The organism is Nocardioides sp. URHA0020, from assembly GCF_000620705.1.
Lineage (GTDB): Bacteria > Actinomycetota > Actinomycetes > Propionibacteriales > Nocardioidaceae > Nocardioides.
The window spans coordinates 461,918-478,912 of sequence record NZ_KK211169.1 but is presented as its reverse complement, the minus strand read 5'-3'; the positions used below and the strand labels follow the sequence as shown (position 1 = coordinate 478,912).

16 protein-coding genes are annotated in these 16,995 nt (G+C 71.0%); 4 read left to right on the top strand and 12 right to left on the bottom strand.

All coding sequences use genetic code 11. From position 1 onward, the window contains the following. Positions 1-7 precede the first annotated feature (7 nt). From N542_RS0117140 to N542_RS0117125, 4 genes are all read left to right on the top strand, one after another. The gene (locus N542_RS0117140) at positions 8-1,957 is read left to right on the top strand and encodes a putative baseplate assembly protein (RefSeq protein WP_028644979.1); all 1,950 of its coding nucleotides are present in this window, start codon (positions 8-10) and stop codon (positions 1,955-1,957) included. Further along, positions 1,954-2,541 carry a phage tail protein gene (locus N542_RS0117135; RefSeq protein WP_231482712.1) on the top strand — a complete coding sequence of 196 codons (588 nt, stop codon included), beginning with the start codon at positions 1,954-1,956 and terminating at the stop codon, positions 2,539-2,541. Before N542_RS0117140 ends, N542_RS0117135 begins: the two co-directional genes overlap by 4 nt. After that, the gene (locus N542_RS0117130; protein ID WP_155993167.1) at positions 2,538-3,116 is read left to right on the top strand and encodes a hypothetical protein; all 579 of its coding nucleotides are present in this window, start codon (positions 2,538-2,540) and stop codon (positions 3,114-3,116) included. Before N542_RS0117135 ends, N542_RS0117130 begins: the two co-directional genes overlap by 4 nt. Before the next feature lie 188 nt (positions 3,117-3,304). Continuing rightward, a complete protein-coding gene (locus N542_RS0117125) occupies positions 3,305-4,873 on the top strand; it encodes a methyl-accepting chemotaxis protein (RefSeq protein ID WP_036508262.1) in 1,569 nt (522 codons plus the stop codon). 15 nt (positions 4,874-4,888) lie between these two features. Here N542_RS0117125 and N542_RS0117120 read toward each other — a convergent pair whose 3' ends face one another. The 12 genes from N542_RS0117120 to N542_RS0117065 form a co-directional block, all read right to left on the bottom strand. Beyond that, positions 4,889-6,379 carry an aldehyde dehydrogenase family protein gene (locus N542_RS0117120; RefSeq protein ID WP_028644975.1) on the bottom strand — a complete coding sequence of 497 codons (1,491 nt, stop codon included), beginning with the start codon at positions 6,377-6,379 and terminating at the stop codon, positions 4,889-4,891. Between the two features lie 43 nt (positions 6,380-6,422). Beyond that, the gene (locus N542_RS0117115; RefSeq protein ID WP_197026000.1) at positions 6,423-8,516 is read right to left on the bottom strand and encodes an acyltransferase family protein; all 2,094 of its coding nucleotides are present in this window, start codon (positions 8,514-8,516) and stop codon (positions 6,423-6,425) included. A 57-nt stretch (positions 8,517-8,573) separates the two neighbouring features. Then, positions 8,574-9,167, bottom strand: a complete 594-nt coding sequence (locus N542_RS0117110; protein ID WP_028644973.1) for a TetR/AcrR family transcriptional regulator — start codon at positions 9,165-9,167, stop codon at positions 8,574-8,576. Between the two features lie 12 nt (positions 9,168-9,179). Then, entirely contained in the window at positions 9,180-9,578 is a 399-nt protein-coding gene (locus N542_RS0117105) for a carboxymuconolactone decarboxylase family protein (RefSeq protein WP_028644972.1), read from the bottom strand. Then, positions 9,575-10,471, bottom strand: a complete 897-nt coding sequence (locus N542_RS0117100; protein ID WP_231482710.1) for an NAD(P)-dependent oxidoreductase — start codon at positions 10,469-10,471, stop codon at positions 9,575-9,577. The genes N542_RS0117105 and N542_RS0117100 overlap by 4 nt, the downstream gene beginning before the upstream one ends. Then, positions 10,417-11,169: an SDR family oxidoreductase gene (locus N542_RS0117095; protein ID WP_028644970.1), complete on the bottom strand. Its 753-nt coding sequence runs from the start codon at positions 11,167-11,169 to the stop codon at positions 10,417-10,419. The genes N542_RS0117100 and N542_RS0117095 overlap by 55 nt, the downstream gene beginning before the upstream one ends. A gap of 115 nt (positions 11,170-11,284) precedes the next feature. Continuing rightward, the gene (locus tag N542_RS0117090; protein WP_028644969.1) at positions 11,285-12,745 is read right to left on the bottom strand and encodes an aldehyde dehydrogenase; all 1,461 of its coding nucleotides are present in this window, start codon (positions 12,743-12,745) and stop codon (positions 11,285-11,287) included. Further along, positions 12,742-13,371 carry a hypothetical protein gene (locus N542_RS25370; RefSeq protein WP_051551949.1) on the bottom strand — a complete coding sequence of 210 codons (630 nt, stop codon included), beginning with the start codon at positions 13,369-13,371 and terminating at the stop codon, positions 12,742-12,744. Before N542_RS25370 ends, N542_RS0117090 begins: the two co-directional genes overlap by 4 nt. Then, entirely contained in the window at positions 13,368-13,574 is a 207-nt protein-coding gene (locus tag N542_RS0117080; RefSeq protein ID WP_028644968.1) for a ferredoxin, read from the bottom strand. Before N542_RS0117080 ends, N542_RS25370 begins: the two co-directional genes overlap by 4 nt. After that, a complete protein-coding gene (locus tag N542_RS0117075) occupies positions 13,571-14,926 on the bottom strand; it encodes a cytochrome P450 (RefSeq protein WP_081795256.1) in 1,356 nt (451 codons plus the stop codon). The genes N542_RS0117080 and N542_RS0117075 overlap by 4 nt, the downstream gene beginning before the upstream one ends. After that, positions 14,923-15,699, bottom strand: coding sequence for an SDR family oxidoreductase (locus N542_RS0117070; RefSeq protein WP_028644966.1), 777 nt, complete (start codon positions 15,697-15,699; stop codon positions 14,923-14,925). Before N542_RS0117070 ends, N542_RS0117075 begins: the two co-directional genes overlap by 4 nt. Beyond that, positions 15,699-16,931, bottom strand: a complete 1,233-nt coding sequence (locus N542_RS0117065) for a cytochrome P450 (protein ID WP_028644965.1) — start codon at positions 16,929-16,931, stop codon at positions 15,699-15,701. The genes N542_RS0117070 and N542_RS0117065 overlap by 1 nt, the downstream gene beginning before the upstream one ends. Positions 16,932-16,995: the final 64 nt, after the last annotated feature.

Here is a 16,995-nt window from a genome sequence, read left to right as displayed (position 1 = left end):
ACGCCCGATGCCGCTGCCCACGCCCGCCCTCGACGACCGCACCTTCCAGGACATCGTCGACGAAGCGAAGCGCTTGATCCCGCGCTACTGCCCCGAGTGGACCAACCACAACGTCTCCGACCCGGGCGTGGCGTTGATCGAGCTCTTCGCCTGGATGAGCGAGATGGTGCTCTACCGGGTCAACCAGGTGCCCGACCGGCTCTACGTCCACTTCCTCAACATGGTCGGGATCGAGCCGTTCCCGCCGTCGGTCGCCCGCACCGACCTGACCTTCTGGCTCTCGGCCGTCCTCGAGCAGCCGGTCATCGTGCCGGCGAACACCCAGGTGATGACGCAGACCAGCGCGGCCGAGGGTGAGGGGGTCGTCTTCAGCACCGTCGACGAGCTCGTCATCGCCCCACCGGAGCTGCTCGCGGCGAAGTCCGCCTCCGCCCAGGGCGACCAGATCCTCGACGTCTGGGAGGACCTCCGCTTCGGCACCGACGGGGCCAGCTGCTTCCCGGCCGACACCATCACCCCGGGTGACGCGTTCTACCTCGGCTTCCGGGAGAGCCTCGCCGGCATGGTGCTGCGCCTCCAGGTCGAGGCTCGCGCGGAGGGCATCGGCGTCGACCCCCGCAACCCCCCGCTCGTCTGGGAGGTCTGGAACGGCGACGGCTGGCTGCCCACCCGCATCTACGAGGACACGACCGGCGGCCTCAACCGGCCCGGCGAGATCGTGCTCCTCGTCCCCGTCGAGCACCAGCCGCTGACGGTCGCCAACGAGTCGGCGTACTGGCTGCGGGCCCGCCTGATGGCGCCGCGCAGCGGTCAGCCGATCTACCGCAACTCGCCGCGCGTGCGCGGCATCGAGGTCTCCGCGCTGGGTGGCACCATCGGCGCGGAGCACGCCGAGACGGTCGGCTCCGAGATCCTCGGTCGCAGCAACGGCGCCCCCGGGCAGACCTTCCAGGTCGACCGGTACCCCGTCCTGCCGCGCCGTGAGTCCGAGACGCTGCGCGTCGTCGACGGCGACCGCGTGGAGAGCTGGACGGAGGTCGAGGACTTCTCCGCCTCGACCCCGAACGACCGGCACTTCGTGTGGGACAGCGGCACCGGCGTGGTGCACTTCGGCCCCCGGATCCGCTACCCCGACGGCTCCGTCCGGCAGCACGGCACGATCCCCCGCGACGGCGCGTTCATCGAGGTCTCGGGCTACCGCCACGGCGGCGGCAGCCGGGGCAACGTGGGCGCACGCACCCTCACGGTGATGCGTACGGCGGTCCCGTTCGTCAACGGCACCATCAACCTCGGGCCGGCCGGTGGCGGCGTCGACGCCGAGTCGATCGTCGAGGCGAAGGTCCGCGGCCCGCTCACCCTGCGCACCGGCAACCGGGCCGTCACGGCTCGCGACTTCGAGCGCCTGACGATCGAGTCGTCGATCGAGGTCGCGCGGGCCCGCTGCCGCCCGGCCGGTCGGGGCAACGGCGCGGTCCAGCTGCTCGTCGTCCCCCAGGTCCGCAGTGAGCCGACGGGTCACAAGCTCGACGACTTCGCCATCTCGCCGCCGCTGATGACGACGATCGTCGAGGCGCTCGACGAGCACCGGCTGGTCGGCACCTCGGTCGAGGTCAGCACGCCGTACTACCAGGGCGTCTCGGTCGTCGCCCTGCTCCACGGCGCTCCCGGGCGACCCGCCGCACTGGTCCGCCAGCGAACCATGGACGCGCTGGCGCGGTTCCTCAACCCCCTGGTCGGCGGCTCGGACGGCACCGGCTGGCCCTTCGACGCCGACGTCAACCTCGCGGTCATCACCCAGCTGCTGGAGGGCGTCGACGGCGTGGAGCGGGTCGAGGAGGTGCTGCTCTTCGAGTACGACCTGCGGACCGGTCGACGCCTCGGCGGCGGCAAGGACGTGATCCGCCTGGACAAGCAGTCGCTCTTCCTCTCCGCCGGGCACCAGGTCGTGGTGCGGTGACGATCGAGCGGATCAGCGCGACGGTGGTGCCGGGCGGGCAGACCCGGCCCCCGCGCTCGCCGTCGTGGATGCTGGACCAGCTGCCGGTCTCGATGCTGGACCACGACTTCTTCGTGCGATTCGTGTCGATCTTCCAGGAGCTCGGCACGACGCTCCTGGAGGACGCCGACAACGTCGAGCACGTCGCCGACACGATGGTCGCGCCCAGCCCGATGCTGCCCTACCTCGCCTCGTGGATCGGCGTCGAGACGATCGACGATTCCCAACCCGAGAGCCTCCAACGCCGTATCGTTGCGGGTGCAGCGAAGACGTTGACGTGGCGCGGGACCGCTCGCGGACTCAGGTCCTACCTGGAGCTGATCAGCGAGGGCCCGACCGTGATCGAGGAAGGCGGCGGCATCTGGCGTGCCGGCGACGCACCTGAGGACACCGCGTGGGTGGTGATGAGGGTGCAGTCGACGGGACTCTTGGAGCTCACCGACTTCATCGACGTGGTGCGGGACGAGGTCCCGGCGCACGTCCGGGCCGAGCTGTACGTGGGACCCGACCGGGTCTGGACAACCGAGGAGGAGTGGCCGGGGTGAGCGAGACGCTGACCGGCAAGCACGTGCTCTCCGGCGACGAGCCGGACGACACGGGACGGAGCGCGGCCAGACCGCTCTTCGCCGACGACCAGCCGACCGAGGCGCTCGCGCCCCCCCTCGCCGTCCCCACGCCGACCTCGGCACCCGACGAGCAGGTCACCTGCCCCGAGTGCGGCACGGTCGCGATGGTGGCGCTGACCCGCCGCGAGTCCGACGACTTCTGCGTCCAGTGCGACTACCCGCTCTTCTGGACGCCGTCGAAGGTGGTCCTCGACTCGGGCTCCACCACCGGCGACTCGCTGCGCCGGCTGCCCGGCACCTCGGGCCGGGTCATGGTCGGCTCGGCCCCGTGCCCCCACTGCGCGGAGGGCAACCTGCTCACCGCTGAGGTCTGCGCCCGCTGCGGCGGCCTCATGAACCCACCGGCCCCCGCGCCGGTCGCCGCCGCGCCGCCACCGCCTCCCGCGCCCGCCCCGGCACCTAAAAAGCCGGTGCCGCTGTGGATCTGGATCCTCGGCGGGACCACCCTGCTCCTCCTGATCGCGCTGGTCGTCTACTTCGTCACCGCGGGCTGACCAGCTCCCCGCACCGGTGCTCGACCGGGTCGCACTGTCCTAGACCAGGATCGCGACTCCTCAGACCGGCGGCTGCGCGTCCGATCTCACCCATCGGCCGCAGCAGTGCCTCCGTGGCCGCCCCGGCTACACGCATGCCGGCGCAGCACCGCTCCGTGGGCGGCCTCCGCCGCAGAAGGAGCACCGCCATGAGGAACATCCGCTGGACGGTCGGTCGTCGGATCACCGTCATCACCTGCATCGGGCTCGCGTCCGCCGTGCTGGTCGCCCTGGTCGCGTGGGTCGGCGCCGGCAACGTGTCGTACGACGCGCAGCGCACCCGGACCCATGACGATGCCCGGTCGCTGGTGCAGCAGCTCGACACCCGCTCGAGCGAGCTCAAGGTCGACGGGTTCAAGGCCGTCACCCTCGACGACCCGACCTCGGCCCAGGCCGACGTCGCCGACGACACCCAGCAGGTCGCCGACATGATCGCCGATCTGCGCAAGCTCGACCTCGACCCCGACGACAAGGAGGCCGTCACCGCGCTCGAGGCCGCCTTCCAGACCTACACCACGTCCATCGCGGCGTTCGTCGACGCCGCCGTCGGTGACCAGGCAGGCCAGCGTGCGGACGCCGAGAAGATCCAGGAGGCGAACGAGAAGATGGACGCCGTCCTGGGCGACCTCGTCGACGCCCTCTCCCACGATGCCGCCGAGGCCTCCGACAACCTGATGGGCACCGCGCACGGCATGCGCGGTCAGGTGCTGCTCTTCGCCCTGCTCGGGCTGGCGATCGCCGCCACCCTGGCGTGGCTGATCACGCGCAGCCTGGTCCGCCCGCTGCAGGGGTCGGTGGACGCGCTGCAGCGCTTCGCCGGTGGCGACCTGACCTACCGGCTCGAAGAGAGGTCCTCGGGCGAGGCCGGCGACCTCGAGATCGCCTTCAACCGGACCATCGAGTCCGTGAGCACGATCGTCGTCACGGTGGCGCAGTCGGCCGAGGCCGTGGCCGCGGCGTCCGAGGAGCTCTCGGCATCCTCGCAGGAGATCGCGTCCGGAGCCGCGGAGACCTCGGCCCAGGCGACCGTGGTCTCGGGTGCGGCCGACGAGGTGTCGCGCAACGTGCAGACCGTCGCCGCCGGCGCCGAGCAGATGGGCGCCTCGATCCGCGAGATCGCGACGTCGGCCAACGACGCGGCCCGCGTCGCGACCGAGGCCGTCGGCATCGTCGAGCAGGCCGGTGACTCGGTCGGCCGGCTCGGCACGTCGAGCCAGGAGATCGGCGACGTGGTCAAGGTGATCACCTCGATCGCCGAGCAGACCAACCTGCTGGCGCTCAACGCGACCATCGAGGCCGCTCGTGCCGGTGAGGCCGGCAAGGGCTTCGCGGTCGTCGCGACCGAGGTCAAGGAGCTCGCCCAGGAGACCGCCCGGGCCACCGAGGACATCGCCCGCCGGGTCGAGGCGATCCAGGGCGACACCGGTGGCGCCGTCGACGCGATGAGCCAGATCGCCACGATCATCAGCTCGATCAACGACTACCAGCTGACCATCGCCTCGGCGGTCGAGGAGCAGACCGCGACGACCAACGAGATGTCGCGCAACGTCGCGGAGGCCTCGATGGGCTCCGGCGAGATCGCCACCAACATCTCGACGGTCGCGGCCGCCGCCGACACGACGACCCACGCCGTCAGCCAGACCATGTCGGCCATCGAGGAGCTCGCCCGGATGTCCCAGGAGCTGCGGACCGAGGTGGGCCGGTTCACGACCTCCTGAGCGTGCGCGGCCGGATCACTTCCGGCCGCGCCCGTGCAGCAGGCCGAGCACCTGGGCGAACTGCTTGTCGGCCTTGGCCGTCCGGTCGAAGCTGGTCAGGTTGATCATCGGCTTGAACCTCTGCCGGGCGATCGCCTTGGCGTAGGTGAACTCCTTGAGGCCCTCGGGCCCGTGGATGCGACCGAAGCCGGAGTCGCCGACGCCGCCGAAGGGCAGGCTGGGAATGCCGGCGAAGGTGATCACGCCGTTGATCGCGGTCATGCCCGAGCGCACCCGCTCGGCGATCTCCATGCCGCGGGCCTTGCTGAAGACGGTGTTGCCCAACCCGTAGCGGGTCGCGTTGGTCTTCTCGATCGCCTCGTCCATGGTCCGCACCTTGGAGATCGTCAGCGTGGGCCCGAAGGTCTCCTCCTGCACGGCCAAGGAGTCCTCGGGCACGTCGACCAGGATCGTCGGCTGCACGAAGCGGTCACCGACGGCACCGGCGCCGCCGAGCACGGCCCGGCCGCCGCGGTCGAGTGCGTCCTGGACGTGGCTGCGGATCACCTCCACCTGGCTCGGCATGGTGATCGGGCCGATCTTGCCGCCCTCGGCCGCCTCGAGCCCGGTGGCCTTCGCGGTGATGGCGGAGACGAACTCGTCGTACACCTGCTCGTGGACGTAGACCCGCTCGACGCCGATGCAGGTCTGCCCGGCGTTCGAGCACGCGCCCCACAGGGCGGCGTCGACGGCGGCCTCGACGTCGGCATCGGCGTCCACGATCACGGAGTCCTTGCCACCGGCCTCGATCACGACCGGGGTCAGGGTCTCGGCGCAGGCGGCCATCACCTTCTTGCCCGTCGCCGTCGACCCGGTGAAGGCGAGCTTGTCGACGCCGGCCCGGCACAGCGCGGCCCCGGTCTCGCCGAGGCCGGTCACCAGCTGCAGCACGGGTCGTCCGACCGCCTCCTGGAAGGTCTGCACCAGCCACCCGCCGACGCCGGGGGTGTACTCACTCGGCTTGAAGACCACGGCGTTGCCGGCTGCCAGCGCGTAGGCGATCGAGCCCATCGGCGTGAAGATCGGGTAGTTCCACGGGCCGATCACCCCGACGACGCCGAGCGGCTTGAAGGCCACGGACGCCGACTGGTTCACCATCAGCATCCCGGACGACACGTGGTGCCGACCGAGCACCTTCTTGGCGTTGCCGGCCGCCCAGGCGATGTGGTCGACGGCCAGTCCGGCCTCGAGCATCGCGTCGGACGCCGGCTTGCCCATCTCCCGGCTGACCAGGTCGGCCAGCTCGGGGAGGCGCCGGGTCATCAGGGTCTTCCAGGCGTTGAGGTGTGCCTTGCGCTCCGCGAAGCCCAGCGCGGCCCACCACTCGGCCTCGACGCGGGCGCGGTCGACGGCGGCCTGCACCTCCTCCGCGGTCTGCACCGGATGGGTGCCGACGACCTCGCCGGTCGCGGGGTTCAACGACTCGAAGGTGGAGCCGGACTGCGGACGCGCGGGTGCCTGGGTCATGACGGTCACAGTAGTGCTGTCAGCGTGACCGCAACAGGGTGCCTCAGCCCGCGCGGCGCGACGCCTTCATGGTGTCGCCGAGCAGCTCGCCGAGTCCCGGGCCGATGTGCCGCGCCCAGGTGACGGACAGGTGGCTGTCGTCGTAGTACACGGGCTTGTCGTCGACGACCTCGGGGCAGCGACCCCGGTAGCAGACCAGCGGCACCACCTCGATCCAGTGGGCGTCGGTCCCCGCGAGGGCGGACTTGGTGACGTGGTTGAACTTCGTGCCGGGGATCTTCTCCGTGGTCATGCAGTCCCGCTGGATCGCGTCCGGGGCGGCGAGGCACTCGTCGGGGTCGGGGCGGTGCGGGATGTCGCTGAAGACGGCCACGTCCGGGGCGAGGGCACTCAGCGCCCGGACGCCCTTCTTGACGCCCTCCCGCCACTGCTGGTCGACGCTCTTGCCCCCCTGGGGCTTCATCCACAGCTCGGCCCGAGTGCTCGCGATGATCACGTCGGGGTCCAGGCGGTCGAGCTCCTGGCGCGACCACGTGCGGAAGGCGTCGCACTTGTCCTGCGGCATGGCCGCGAACTCCTGCTTGACGTCGAAGGCGGAGCAGCCGACCTTGATGACCGGCACCAGCTGGAAGTGCTGGCGTCGACCGAGCAGGTCCAGCGCGGGCATCCAGTGGCCGGCGTGGGAGTCGCCCACGACGGCGACGACGGTGCTCGCGTCCGGGTCGCCGTACACGCAGTGGCGCACCTTGACCTCGGTGAATCCGGCGGCGCAGCCGAACTTGCGGTGCCAGTTGTCCTTGCCGAGGGCGGCGACGTCGAGGCCGGGAGGGATCGGGGCCCCCTCGTCGACCAGCGCGAGGGCCGCACCGATGCGCTTGCTGACCGCGACACCCTGCTTGCCGGTGGCCCGGGGGTCCGCCTTGATGCCCGTGGGGATCTTGTCCTGGTGCTGCTCGAACCACTGGCTGGCCTCGTCCTGACGGACGTCCTCGACGTGACCGCTGTAGGCCTGGCCGGCGAAGCAGGTGACGGCGACGGTGGCCAGCGCCACCGGCCACAGCACGAGCGCGCGGCGGGCGCCGGCGAAGAGCCTCTTGGCGTCGAGGAACGGCCGCTCGACGAAGTAGTACGACAGGGTCGCGAGCGCGACGGAGACGGCGATCAGCACCACGGTCTCCACCGGCCTGCTCCAGCCGGCCGGCAACGCGTCGCGCCCCAGGATCAGGACCGGCCAGTGCCACAGGTAGAGCGAGTAGGAGATGTCTCCGACGAAGGTCAGCGGCCGGACGCCCAGCCCGCGGCTGACCAGGCCGGGCCGCGACGCCGTACCCGCCAGCAGCAGCAGCACCGCTCCGGCCACCGGGACCAGGCCGAGGTAGCCCGGGAAGGCGGCTCCGGCGCTCAGCTCGACGGCCGCGACGAGGACGAGGACGAGGCCCGCGAGGGCGACCGGACCGCTGAACCGGTCCGGCAGCGTCCGTCGCTCCATGACGATGGCGAGGATCACACCGCCGAGGAGCTCGTAGGCGCGGGCGGTGGAGGAGAAGTACGCCGCGACCGGCGAGCTCGCGGTGTCGACCATCGACCACACCAGCGAGGCGAGGAAGAGCACGCCGACCGCCCACGGCAGCGCCCGTCGGCTCAGCCGGGGGGCGGCGAGCGCGAGGAGCAGGGGCCAGACCAGGTAGAACTGCTCCTCCACGGCCAGCGACCAGAAGTGCTGGAACGGCGAGGGCGTCTGGTCGGCGAAGTAGTCGGTGCCGATCCGGGCGAAGTGCACGTTGGCCAGCGAGAGCGCCGACCAGCCCGCGTCGTGGGCCGCCCGGTCCACCCGGGTCGTCGAGGCGGTCACGGACAGCAGCGCGACCACGCTGATCAGCACGACCGTGGCCGCGGGCAGGATCCGCAGGGCCCGCCGCCCGTAGAAGCTCGGGATCGAGATCCTGCCGCGACTGGCCTGCTCGCGGAGCAGCAGACCGGTGATCAGGAAGCCCGAGATCACGAAGAAGACGTCGACGCCGATGAAGCCACCGGCGAGGTGCGGGACGCCGGCGTGGGCCAGCACCACCAGGGTGACCGCGAGGGCGCGGAGTCCCTGGATGTCGGCTCTCCGGACCTTCCGCACCTCCCCACGCACGGCGCGAACTATATCCGCGACCCGCCCAGAATCAGCATCGCAAGGCCGTCCGCAGGCTCACCGGGAGCCGTCCGGGCCCCGGCCCGTCATGATCACGTCGACCGCAGTCTCGAGCGTGTCACCGAGCTCGGCGTAGGTGAACACACCCACCCCGGCCTGCAGCATCCCCCCGCTGATGACCAGCGTCAGGGTCGTGATCAGCTCCGGGTCGGCGTCCGGGCCGATGGCCTCGCGGAAGCGGTCGACCCACAGCAGACCGATGTCGCGACGGAGCCGGTCCACTTCGGGATCCGACCCCAGCAGGCTCTTGTTGACCGCGCCGGCCAGCGCGGGCGCGGCGGCGACCAGCTCGGCCAGGTGCCGGACGAGCTGCCGGAGCCGCTCGGTCGGCGTGCCTCCGGTGAGCTGGGGGCCCTCGTCGGCGTTGACCAGACGCCAGAACAGCTCGGCGAACAGGTGGTCCTTGGAGGCGAAGTAGGTGTACGCCGTCGCGGGCGACACGCCCGCGCGGGCCGCGACCATCCGGATCGTGAGCTGCTCGTGGCCGACCTCCTCGAGGAGGACCGCGGCCTCGCCGAAGAGCCTCTCGACCGTTTCGGCCTGCCGCGGGTTCAGGTTCTGCCGCGGCACCGTGGACATCTGGCTGGACATGGGTCCCTCATCCTAGTCGCGGCCGTCGCGGGCGGCCCTCCGCTTGGCCTGGGCGATGGTGTCCTCGACGATCGAGTTGATGCGGGCCCCGTTCGGCCAGCCGGCGTAGTGGCACAGGAAGATGACGATCTCGCGCAGCTGCTCGTCGTCGAGCTCGCCGTTCTTGTACGCCGCGGGGATCTGGATCGTCAGCACGTCGTGCCCGCCGGTGCCGGCCAGCAGGCCGATCAGCAGCAGCCGCCGGTCGCGGTCGGAGAGGCCCGGCCGCTTCCAGATCTCGGCGAAGAGGTGGTCGGCGGTGATGCCGAAGAAGTCGCCGGCACCGTCGGTCATGTCGAAGCCGTAGACCTCCTCCATCTTCTCCAGGCCGATGCGGCGCTGCTCCGGGAGGTCGTCGAACTTGCCGGTCATAGCCCCAGTCCCCTTCCGAGTCTGTCCAGTGCCTCACGTGCCATGGGTACGTCGACGTCGAGCTCGTCCGCGAGCGCGATGGCGAAGGTCAGGTCCTTCTCCCCCAGCGCTGCCACGTGTTGGAAGACGCCGTACCAGAAGTCGTCCTCGGCGATCGGCGCGGTCGTCGCGCGATGCATGATCGCACCCGGTCCGCCGGTGATCGCGTCGGTGTGTCGCACCACCTTGCCGAGCTCGACCAGGTCGAGGCCCGCGGCCTCCGCGAGGCGCTGCGCCTCGGTCGCGGCGGTGAAGGCCACGAAGTGCATGAGGTTGCGGGCCAGCTTGAGCTTCGTGCCGGAGCCGATCGGGCCGGCGTGGGTCACCAGCGAGCCCATGACGTCGAGCGCCGGGCGGGCGGCCGCGAACGCCTCGTCGGTCCCACCCACCATGATCGCGAGCGTGCCGTCCGCGGCACCCATCGCGCCGCCGCTGACCGGTGCGTCGACGACCTTGACCCCGTGCCGCCCTGCGGTGTCCTCGAGCTGGGCCGGGGTGTCGGGGCCGACCGTCGAGTGGATGACGACCGTCTGCCCGTCGCCACCCACGCCGAGGATCTCCCCCAGCACCTCGCGCACCTGGTCGTCGTCGCGCACCATCACGCACACGACGTCGACCTCGGCGGCCAGCTCGGCGACACTGGACGCGGCTCGGGCCCCGGCCTGCTCGAGCTCGACGACCGGGGCCGGAGCGACGTCGTACACGGTGAGCTCGATCGCGTCGCTCGAGGCGAGGCGCAGCGCCATCGGCTTGCCGATGTTGCCGAGGCCGACGAAGCCCACCCTGATGACGGCGGAGCTCATGCCCGGAACGTCTGTCCGCCGTCGACGGCGATGATCTGCCCGGTGACCCACGACGACTCGTCGGAGAGCAGGAAGAGGCAGGCCCCGACCATGTCCTCGGGCTGGCCCATCCGCTTGAGCGCGAGCCCCTTGACCAGGTCCTTGGCCGCGTCGCCGGCCTGGGTGCGGGTGGCCGCGGTGTCCGTCGGACCGGGGGCGATCGCGTTGACCCGGATCTGCAGGCCGCCCAGCTCGTGCGCGAGCTGGTGGGTGAGGCCGTTGACCCCGACCTTGGCCAGCCCGTAGAAGCCCGAGTAGAGGTACGCCGCGGTGCTCGACTGGTTGACGATCGAGCCGCCGCCGCGCTTGCGGATCTCCGGGTAGACCGCGCGGGTCATCACCAGCGCGCCGTCCATGTTCACCGACATGAACTTCTTGTAGTAGTCCCAGTCGACGCTGATCAGCAGGTCGAAGGCCATGTCGCCGTAGATCGCCGCGTTGTTGACCAGGCCGTCGATCCCGCCGTACGCCGCCACCGCGGCCTCGACCATCGCGGCCGCCGACTCGTGCGACGCGACGTCGGTGCGCACGAAGAGCGCCGTGCCCCCGGCCGACTCGATCTCCTGCGCGACCCGCTCGCCGGACTCGACGTTGAGGTCGGCGACGACCACGGAGGCGCCCTCGGCACCGAGCGCCTTGGCGTAGGCCTCACCGATGCCCTGGGCGGCGCCGGTGACGACGACGACCTTGTTCTCGAAACGCTTGCTCATGGGTTCCTGCTCTCTCTCGTCCCACTCGGTCCACTCGGTCCCGACCCGCCGTCGCGACCTGGTCCCTCGGTCGCGGGGCGGCTCGACCGGCTGGCCGGCCCGCGCGCTCGCAGGCTCACGCGGGGAAGGCCACGGTCTTGATCTCGAGGTACTCCTCGAAGCCGGCGACGCCCATCTCCCGGCCGATGCCCGACTGCTTGTAGCCACCGAACGGCGCGTCCGGGCTGAACCACACCCCGCCGTTGACGGCGACGGTGCCGGTGCGGATCCGAGCGGCGACGGCCGTGGCGCGCTCGACGTCACCGGAGTCGACCGACCCGGAGAGGCCGTACGCCGAGTCGTTGGCGATCCGGACGGCGTCGTCGTCGCCGTCGTGCGGGATCACCACGAGCACCGGGCCGAAGATCTCCTCCTGCGCCAGGCGCGAGGAGTTGTCGAGGCCGGCGATGACGGTCGGCTCGACCCAGAAGCCTGGCTGGTCGATCACGTGGCCACCGGTGGCGAAGGTGCCGCCCTCCTGCTCGGCCAGCCGCAGGTAGGCCTCCACCCGGTCGCGCTGGACCGCGGAGATCACCGGGCCACAGATCGCACCCGGGTCGGCAGGGTCCTTGGCGCCGATGGACTCCATCGTGGCCGCCGCGACCTGGACGGCCTCGTCGTACTTCGCGCGCGGCACGACGAGCCGGGTCGTGATCGCGCAGCCCTGGCCGGCGTGGATGCAGGCGGTGAACGCCGTGGCGGCGGCGACCGCGGAGACGTCGGCGTCGTCGAGCGCGATCGCGGCGGACTTGCCGCCGAGCTCGAGGAACACCTTCTTCAACGTCGGCGCGGCCGCGGCCATGATGGCGCGCCCCACCTGCGTCGAGCCGGTGAAGGACACCATGTCGACCCGCGGGTCGGTCGACAGCGCGGCGGCGACCTCGTTGGACAGCGGCGTGACGACGTTGAAGACGCCCGCCGGGATGTCGGTGTGCTCGGCGACCAGGCGGCCCAGCTCGGCGGCCACCCACGGGGTGTCCGGCGCGGGCTTGAGCACCACCGTGCAGCCGGCGGCGAGCGCCGGACCCACCTTCGCGAGGTTGATCTGGGTCGGCACGTTCCACGGCGTGATGGCAGCGACGACACCGACCGCCTCGCGGCGGACGGTGCGCCGGCTCCTGATACCCATCGGCTTCGCGACACCGAGGTCGGACTCGAACTCGTAGGACTCCAGCAGGTGGGTGACCCACGACAGCCCCTCGACGGGCACGTCGAAGCCGGCCGCGCCCATCATGAACCCGGGCATGCCGACCTCGGCGGTCGTCAGGTCGCGGAACGTGTCCGCGTGGTCGAGCAGCGCCTGGTGGAGCTGGCGCAGGCAGCGCACCCGGAGCTCGACGTCGGTCGACCAGGCGGTCTCGTCGAAGGCCCGACGCGCGGCAGCGACCGCGGCCTCGACGTCCGCTGCCGTGCCGTTGGGGGCGCGCCCGATCTCCTGACCCGTGGCCGGGTCGAGGATCGGGTACGTCGTGCCGTCCGACGCCGCGACGAGCCTGCCGTCGATCAGCTGCTGGGCCGGGGGGGTCGCGATCGTCATGCGGTGACCTCCGGCGCCTGCTGCTGCGTGACGTGCTCGCCGGCCTCGACCGGCGGCGGCCACACCGTCGAGGGCAGGTCGGCGAGGTGGTAGTGGCCGGGCACCTCGTGTCCCGAGACCTTGATCCGCTCCAGCAGGGTGTCGGGTGCCTTGCCCGACTTGAGGATCTCCATGAAGGTGTGTGCGGTCGACGGCATGTCGAACCAGTCGCGCTGCCAGGCGAACTTGATCAGGCCGTCGTCGGTGCCACCGACCTGACGCTCGAGGCCGAACCACGACCCGCCGATGCCGAGGATCTCGTACTCCCGCCCGGTCTCGTCGTCGACGATGCCGGAGCGCTGCTTCCAGAAGCCCAGCACCATCGACTTCTGCTCGTCGACCATCGTGCAGACGTAGTCGTAGTGCCAGCCGTCGAACCCGTCCATCTCGATGCCGATGGCGTAGTCGCGGATCTGGTCGCGGCCGACCGCCATGAAGTGCTCGTCGACGGAGTACATCCAGCCGTACGTCGCGTCCTCGGCGTACCACTCGGCCATGATCCGCCAGTCGCCGATCCGCTCGGCCTCCCGGTTGACCTCGAGCCAGGTCTCCCAGAACTCGTCGATCTCCGCACGGGTGAGACTCACTGTTCCTCCTCTACGGCCAGCGCCATCGCTGGGCAGTACTTCACGGCCGAGTCGACCTGCGGGCGCAGGGACTCGTCGGGACGCTCCTGGAGGACGACGACCTCGTCGGCGGCGTCGTCGAAGCCGAAGACGTCCGGGGCCTCGCCGGTGCACATCTGGTGCCCCTGGCACAGGCCGAGGTCGGCCACGACGCGGAAGCTCATCGGTCGCGCCTCGTGTACCTCACCCGGCACGGCTGCTGGAGCTGGATCACCATCTTCGAGACGTCGTCGCGGTAGGTCTCCGACGGCTGGACCATCTCGAACTCGTAGTCGCGCAGGATCACCGAGAAGATCGCCTTCATCTGCATCATCGCGAACGCGTTGCCGACGCAGCGGTGCTTGCCGGCGCCGAAGGGGATCCAGGTCCAGCGGTTCTGCAGGTCCTCCTGGCGCTCGTCGAGGTAGCGCGAGGGGTCGAAGCGCTCGGGCTCCGGGAAGTCCTCGGCGAGCCGGTTCGACACCCGGGGCGACGCGGCCACGACGGTCCCGGGCGAGATGGTGTGACCGGCCAGCTCGATCTCCTCGGCCACGACGCGCATCAGGATGATCAGCGGCGGGTGCAGGCGCAGCGTCTCCTTGAGCGCGGCCTCGAGCCGCGGGATGGACCGCAGGGCCTGGAACGAGACCTCCGAGCCGTCGGCGTACAGGTCGTCGAGCTCGGCCACGACCGACGCCATCACGTCGGGGTTGCGCATCATCTCGATCAGCGCCCACGACGCCGTGCCGGAGGAGGTGTGGTGGCCGGCGAACATCATGGAGATGAAGATCCCGGTGATGTAGTCGGCGGTCATGTCGATCGAGATCAGCACGTCGAGCAGGTCGCGGTCCTCGCGCGGCACCGTGCCGCGGGCGACCCGCTTGTCGATGATCCCCTGCACCAGATCGACCAACTTCTCGCGCGCGGCGTCGCGCCGGCGGAAGGACTCGATGTCGGCGTACGGGTCGACATACGCGATCGCGTCCGTGCCCTGCTCGAGCTCGTGGTAGTGGTGCGCGAAGGAGGAGTCGAGCTCCTCGCGGAAGGGCTTGCCGATCAGGCAGGACGAGGTCGTGTAGATGGTCAGCTCCGCGAACCAGTCGAGCAGGTCGATCTCGCCCTCGTCGCCCCAGTCGGCGACCATCCGGTCGATCTCGGCCTCGATGGTGGCGGCGTGGCCGCGCATCATGTCGCCGCGCAGCGCCTGGTTCTTGAGCATCTGCTGGCGCTCCTCCGGTGAGGCGTCGAAGACGACGCCCTTGCCGAAGATCGGCGTCATGAAGGGGTACGCCGCGGCCTGGTCGAGCGTCGAGTCCGGCGCCCGGAAGAACTGCTCGTTGGCCTGCGCCCCCGACACCAGCACGACGTCCTTGTCGGCCAGCCGGAAGCGGCCGATCTCGCCGCACTCGGCACGCACCCGCTCGAAGAGGCCGATCGGGTCGACCCGCATCTCCGCGAGGTGGCCGTAGCCGTCGTCCTCGACGACGTACGACACCTCGGGGATGTCGGCGATCGCGGACTCGGTGGTCACTGTCATCGGGGCTCCACGGAGGCTTCGGGGGTGACTTCGATCAGGTTGAGGTGGACGCCGCGAGGCGCCGTGACGATCGTCGTGATGGCGTCGGCGAGCGCGCTCGCCTTGAGCAGCCGCGGGTGCCGGGCCAACCCGAAGCGGACCCACTGGGTGATCACGAAGGCCGCGTCGTCGTCGGCCCAGGCACTGCCCATCTCGCTCTGCGTGGGCCCGGGGCGCACGATCGAGGCGCGGACGCCGGTGCCCTCCAACTCCATCTGCATCGCGTGCGCGAGGCCCTCGAGCCCCCACTTGCCGGCGGCGTACGACGACATGAAGGGTCGGGCGCGCACCGCCACGTCGCTGGAGACGAAGACGATGTCGCCGCGCTGCCGCTCGACCATCGCGGGGACGAACGCCCGCGCGAGCCGCTGGGCGCCGACCACGTTGAGGTCGAGCTCGTGCGCGAACTGCGCCGTGTCGACCTCGTACGTCGTGCCGGGCTGGACGAGCCCGGCGTTGCTGACCACGATCTCGACGTCGCCGAGGTCGGCGGCGACCTGGTCGGCGAAGCCCTCGACGGACTCGTCGTCGGTGAGGTCGAGCGCGTGCGCGACCACCTCACCGCCCTGGCTGCGGATCCGGGTCGCGAGCTCGTCGAGCCGGTCGGTCCGCCGCGCGCCGAGCGCGACGGGGTGACCGGCCGCGGCCAGGGTCAGCGCCGTCGCGGCGCCGATCCCCGACGACGCGCCGGTGACCACGGCCGGACGACGGTCCGGGTGGGCGAAGCGGGCCATCAGCGGCTCACCGCGCGCCGCGACATCGTGACCGGGACCGACGCGAAGCCCCGGACGTTGATGGAGTGCACCCGCCGGCACGCGTCGTGGTCGACCGCGACCCGGTCGACCCGCCGGACGACCTCGCGCAGCGCGATCTGCGCCTCGAGTCGGGCCAGGTTGGCGCCGAGGCAGAAGTGTCGGCCCCCGCCGAAGCTGAGGAGCTGCCCGACCTCGTCCTTGTCGCGGTGGATGTCGTAGCGGTCGGGGTCGGAGAAGACCCGGTCGTCGCGGTTGGCCGAGCCGATGACCAGCAGCAGCTTGGAGCCCGCCGGGGCGACGGTGCCCTCGACCTCGACGTCCTCCAGGAGGTGCCGGGCGACCATCTGGCTGGAGGTGTCGTAGCGCAGGGTCTCCTCGATCCAGGGCACCACCAGGTCGGCGGGCTGCGTCGGATCGGCGAAGACCCGGTCGTACTGCTCGGGGTGCCGCGTCAGGTGGAAGAGCGCGTGCCCGAGGAGCTTGGTCGTGGTCTCGTTGCCGGCGACCACCATCAGGAAGAGGAAGGCGATGATCTCCTCGTCGGTGAGCCGGTCGCCGTCGATCTCGGCGGCCAGCAGGGCGCTGGTGAGGTCGTCGGTCGGCCGCTTCCGGCGCTGCTCGACCATGTCGGCGTAGTAGACGACCAGGTCGAGGCTGGCCTCCATGCCGGCCCGGGGCACGTCGTGGACGCCGGGCTCGCGGTGCACGACGAGGTCGGCGAGACGGCGTACCTCGACGCGGTCGGCCTCCGGCACGCCCATCATCTCGGAGATGACGTCCATCGGCAGCCGCCCGGCGAAGTCGGCGATCCAGTCGAACGACCCCCGCTCGAGGCACTGCTCGAGGTAGTGGTCCGTCAGCTGCTGGATGCGCGGCGCGAGCTCGGTCACCCGGCGCGGCGTGAAGCCCTTGGAGACCAGCGACCGCAGCCGCTTCTGGCGCGGGGGGTCCATGCCGAGGAAGGACATCACCTTGTGCGCGTCCGGGCCCCAGGCGCTCTTGTCGATCGACACCCCCATCGCGTTGGAGTAGACGCCCTCGGTGCGGATCGCGTGCTGGATGTCGGCGTGCCGGGTCAGCACCCAGAAGTCGTGCTCCGGGTTGTGGTGCAGCGGCTCCTCGTCCCGGCAGCGCCGGTAGACGGGGTACGGGTCCTCCTGGAACGCGTAGTCGTAGGGGTCGAAGACGATGGGCTCGGTGGCGACCGTCATCGGACAGCTCGCGGCTCTGCGCCGACCCGGACCACGCAACTGGGCAGGTGATTGGACACCTGTT

What these genes read in the sequence shown, in the direction of transcription:
- N542_RS0117140 (WP_028644979.1), top strand. Translation starts at nt 8, where the DNA reads ATGCCGCTGCCCACGCCCGCCCTCGACGACCGCACCTTCCAGGACATC.
- N542_RS0117125 (WP_036508262.1), top strand. Translation starts at nt 3,305, where the DNA reads ATGAGGAACATCCGCTGGACGGTCGGTCGTCGGATCACCGTCATCACC.
- N542_RS0117120 (WP_028644975.1), bottom strand. Translation starts at nt 6,379, where the DNA reads ATGACCCAGGCACCCGCGCGTCCGCAGTCCGGCTCCACCTTCGAGTCG.
- N542_RS0117110 (WP_028644973.1), bottom strand. Translation starts at nt 9,167, where the DNA reads ATGTCCAGCCAGATGTCCACGGTGCCGCGGCAGAACCTGAACCCGCGG.
- N542_RS0117105 (WP_028644972.1), bottom strand. Translation starts at nt 9,578, where the DNA reads ATGACCGGCAAGTTCGACGACCTCCCGGAGCAGCGCCGCATCGGCCTG.
- N542_RS0117095 (WP_028644970.1), bottom strand. Translation starts at nt 11,169, where the DNA reads ATGAGCAAGCGTTTCGAGAACAAGGTCGTCGTCGTCACCGGCGCCGCC.
- N542_RS0117090 (WP_028644969.1), bottom strand. Translation starts at nt 12,745, where the DNA reads ATGACGATCGCGACCCCCCCGGCCCAGCAGCTGATCGACGGCAGGCTC.
- N542_RS0117080 (WP_028644968.1), bottom strand. Translation starts at nt 13,574, where the DNA reads ATGAGCTTCCGCGTCGTGGCCGACCTCGGCCTGTGCCAGGGGCACCAG.
- N542_RS0117075 (WP_081795256.1), bottom strand. Translation starts at nt 14,926, where the DNA reads ATGACAGTGACCACCGAGTCCGCGATCGCCGACATCCCCGAGGTGTCG.
- N542_RS0117070 (WP_028644966.1), bottom strand. Translation starts at nt 15,699, where the DNA reads ATGGCCCGCTTCGCCCACCCGGACCGTCGTCCGGCCGTGGTCACCGGC.
- N542_RS0117065 (WP_028644965.1), bottom strand. Translation starts at nt 16,931, where the DNA reads ATGACGGTCGCCACCGAGCCCATCGTCTTCGACCCCTACGACTACGCG.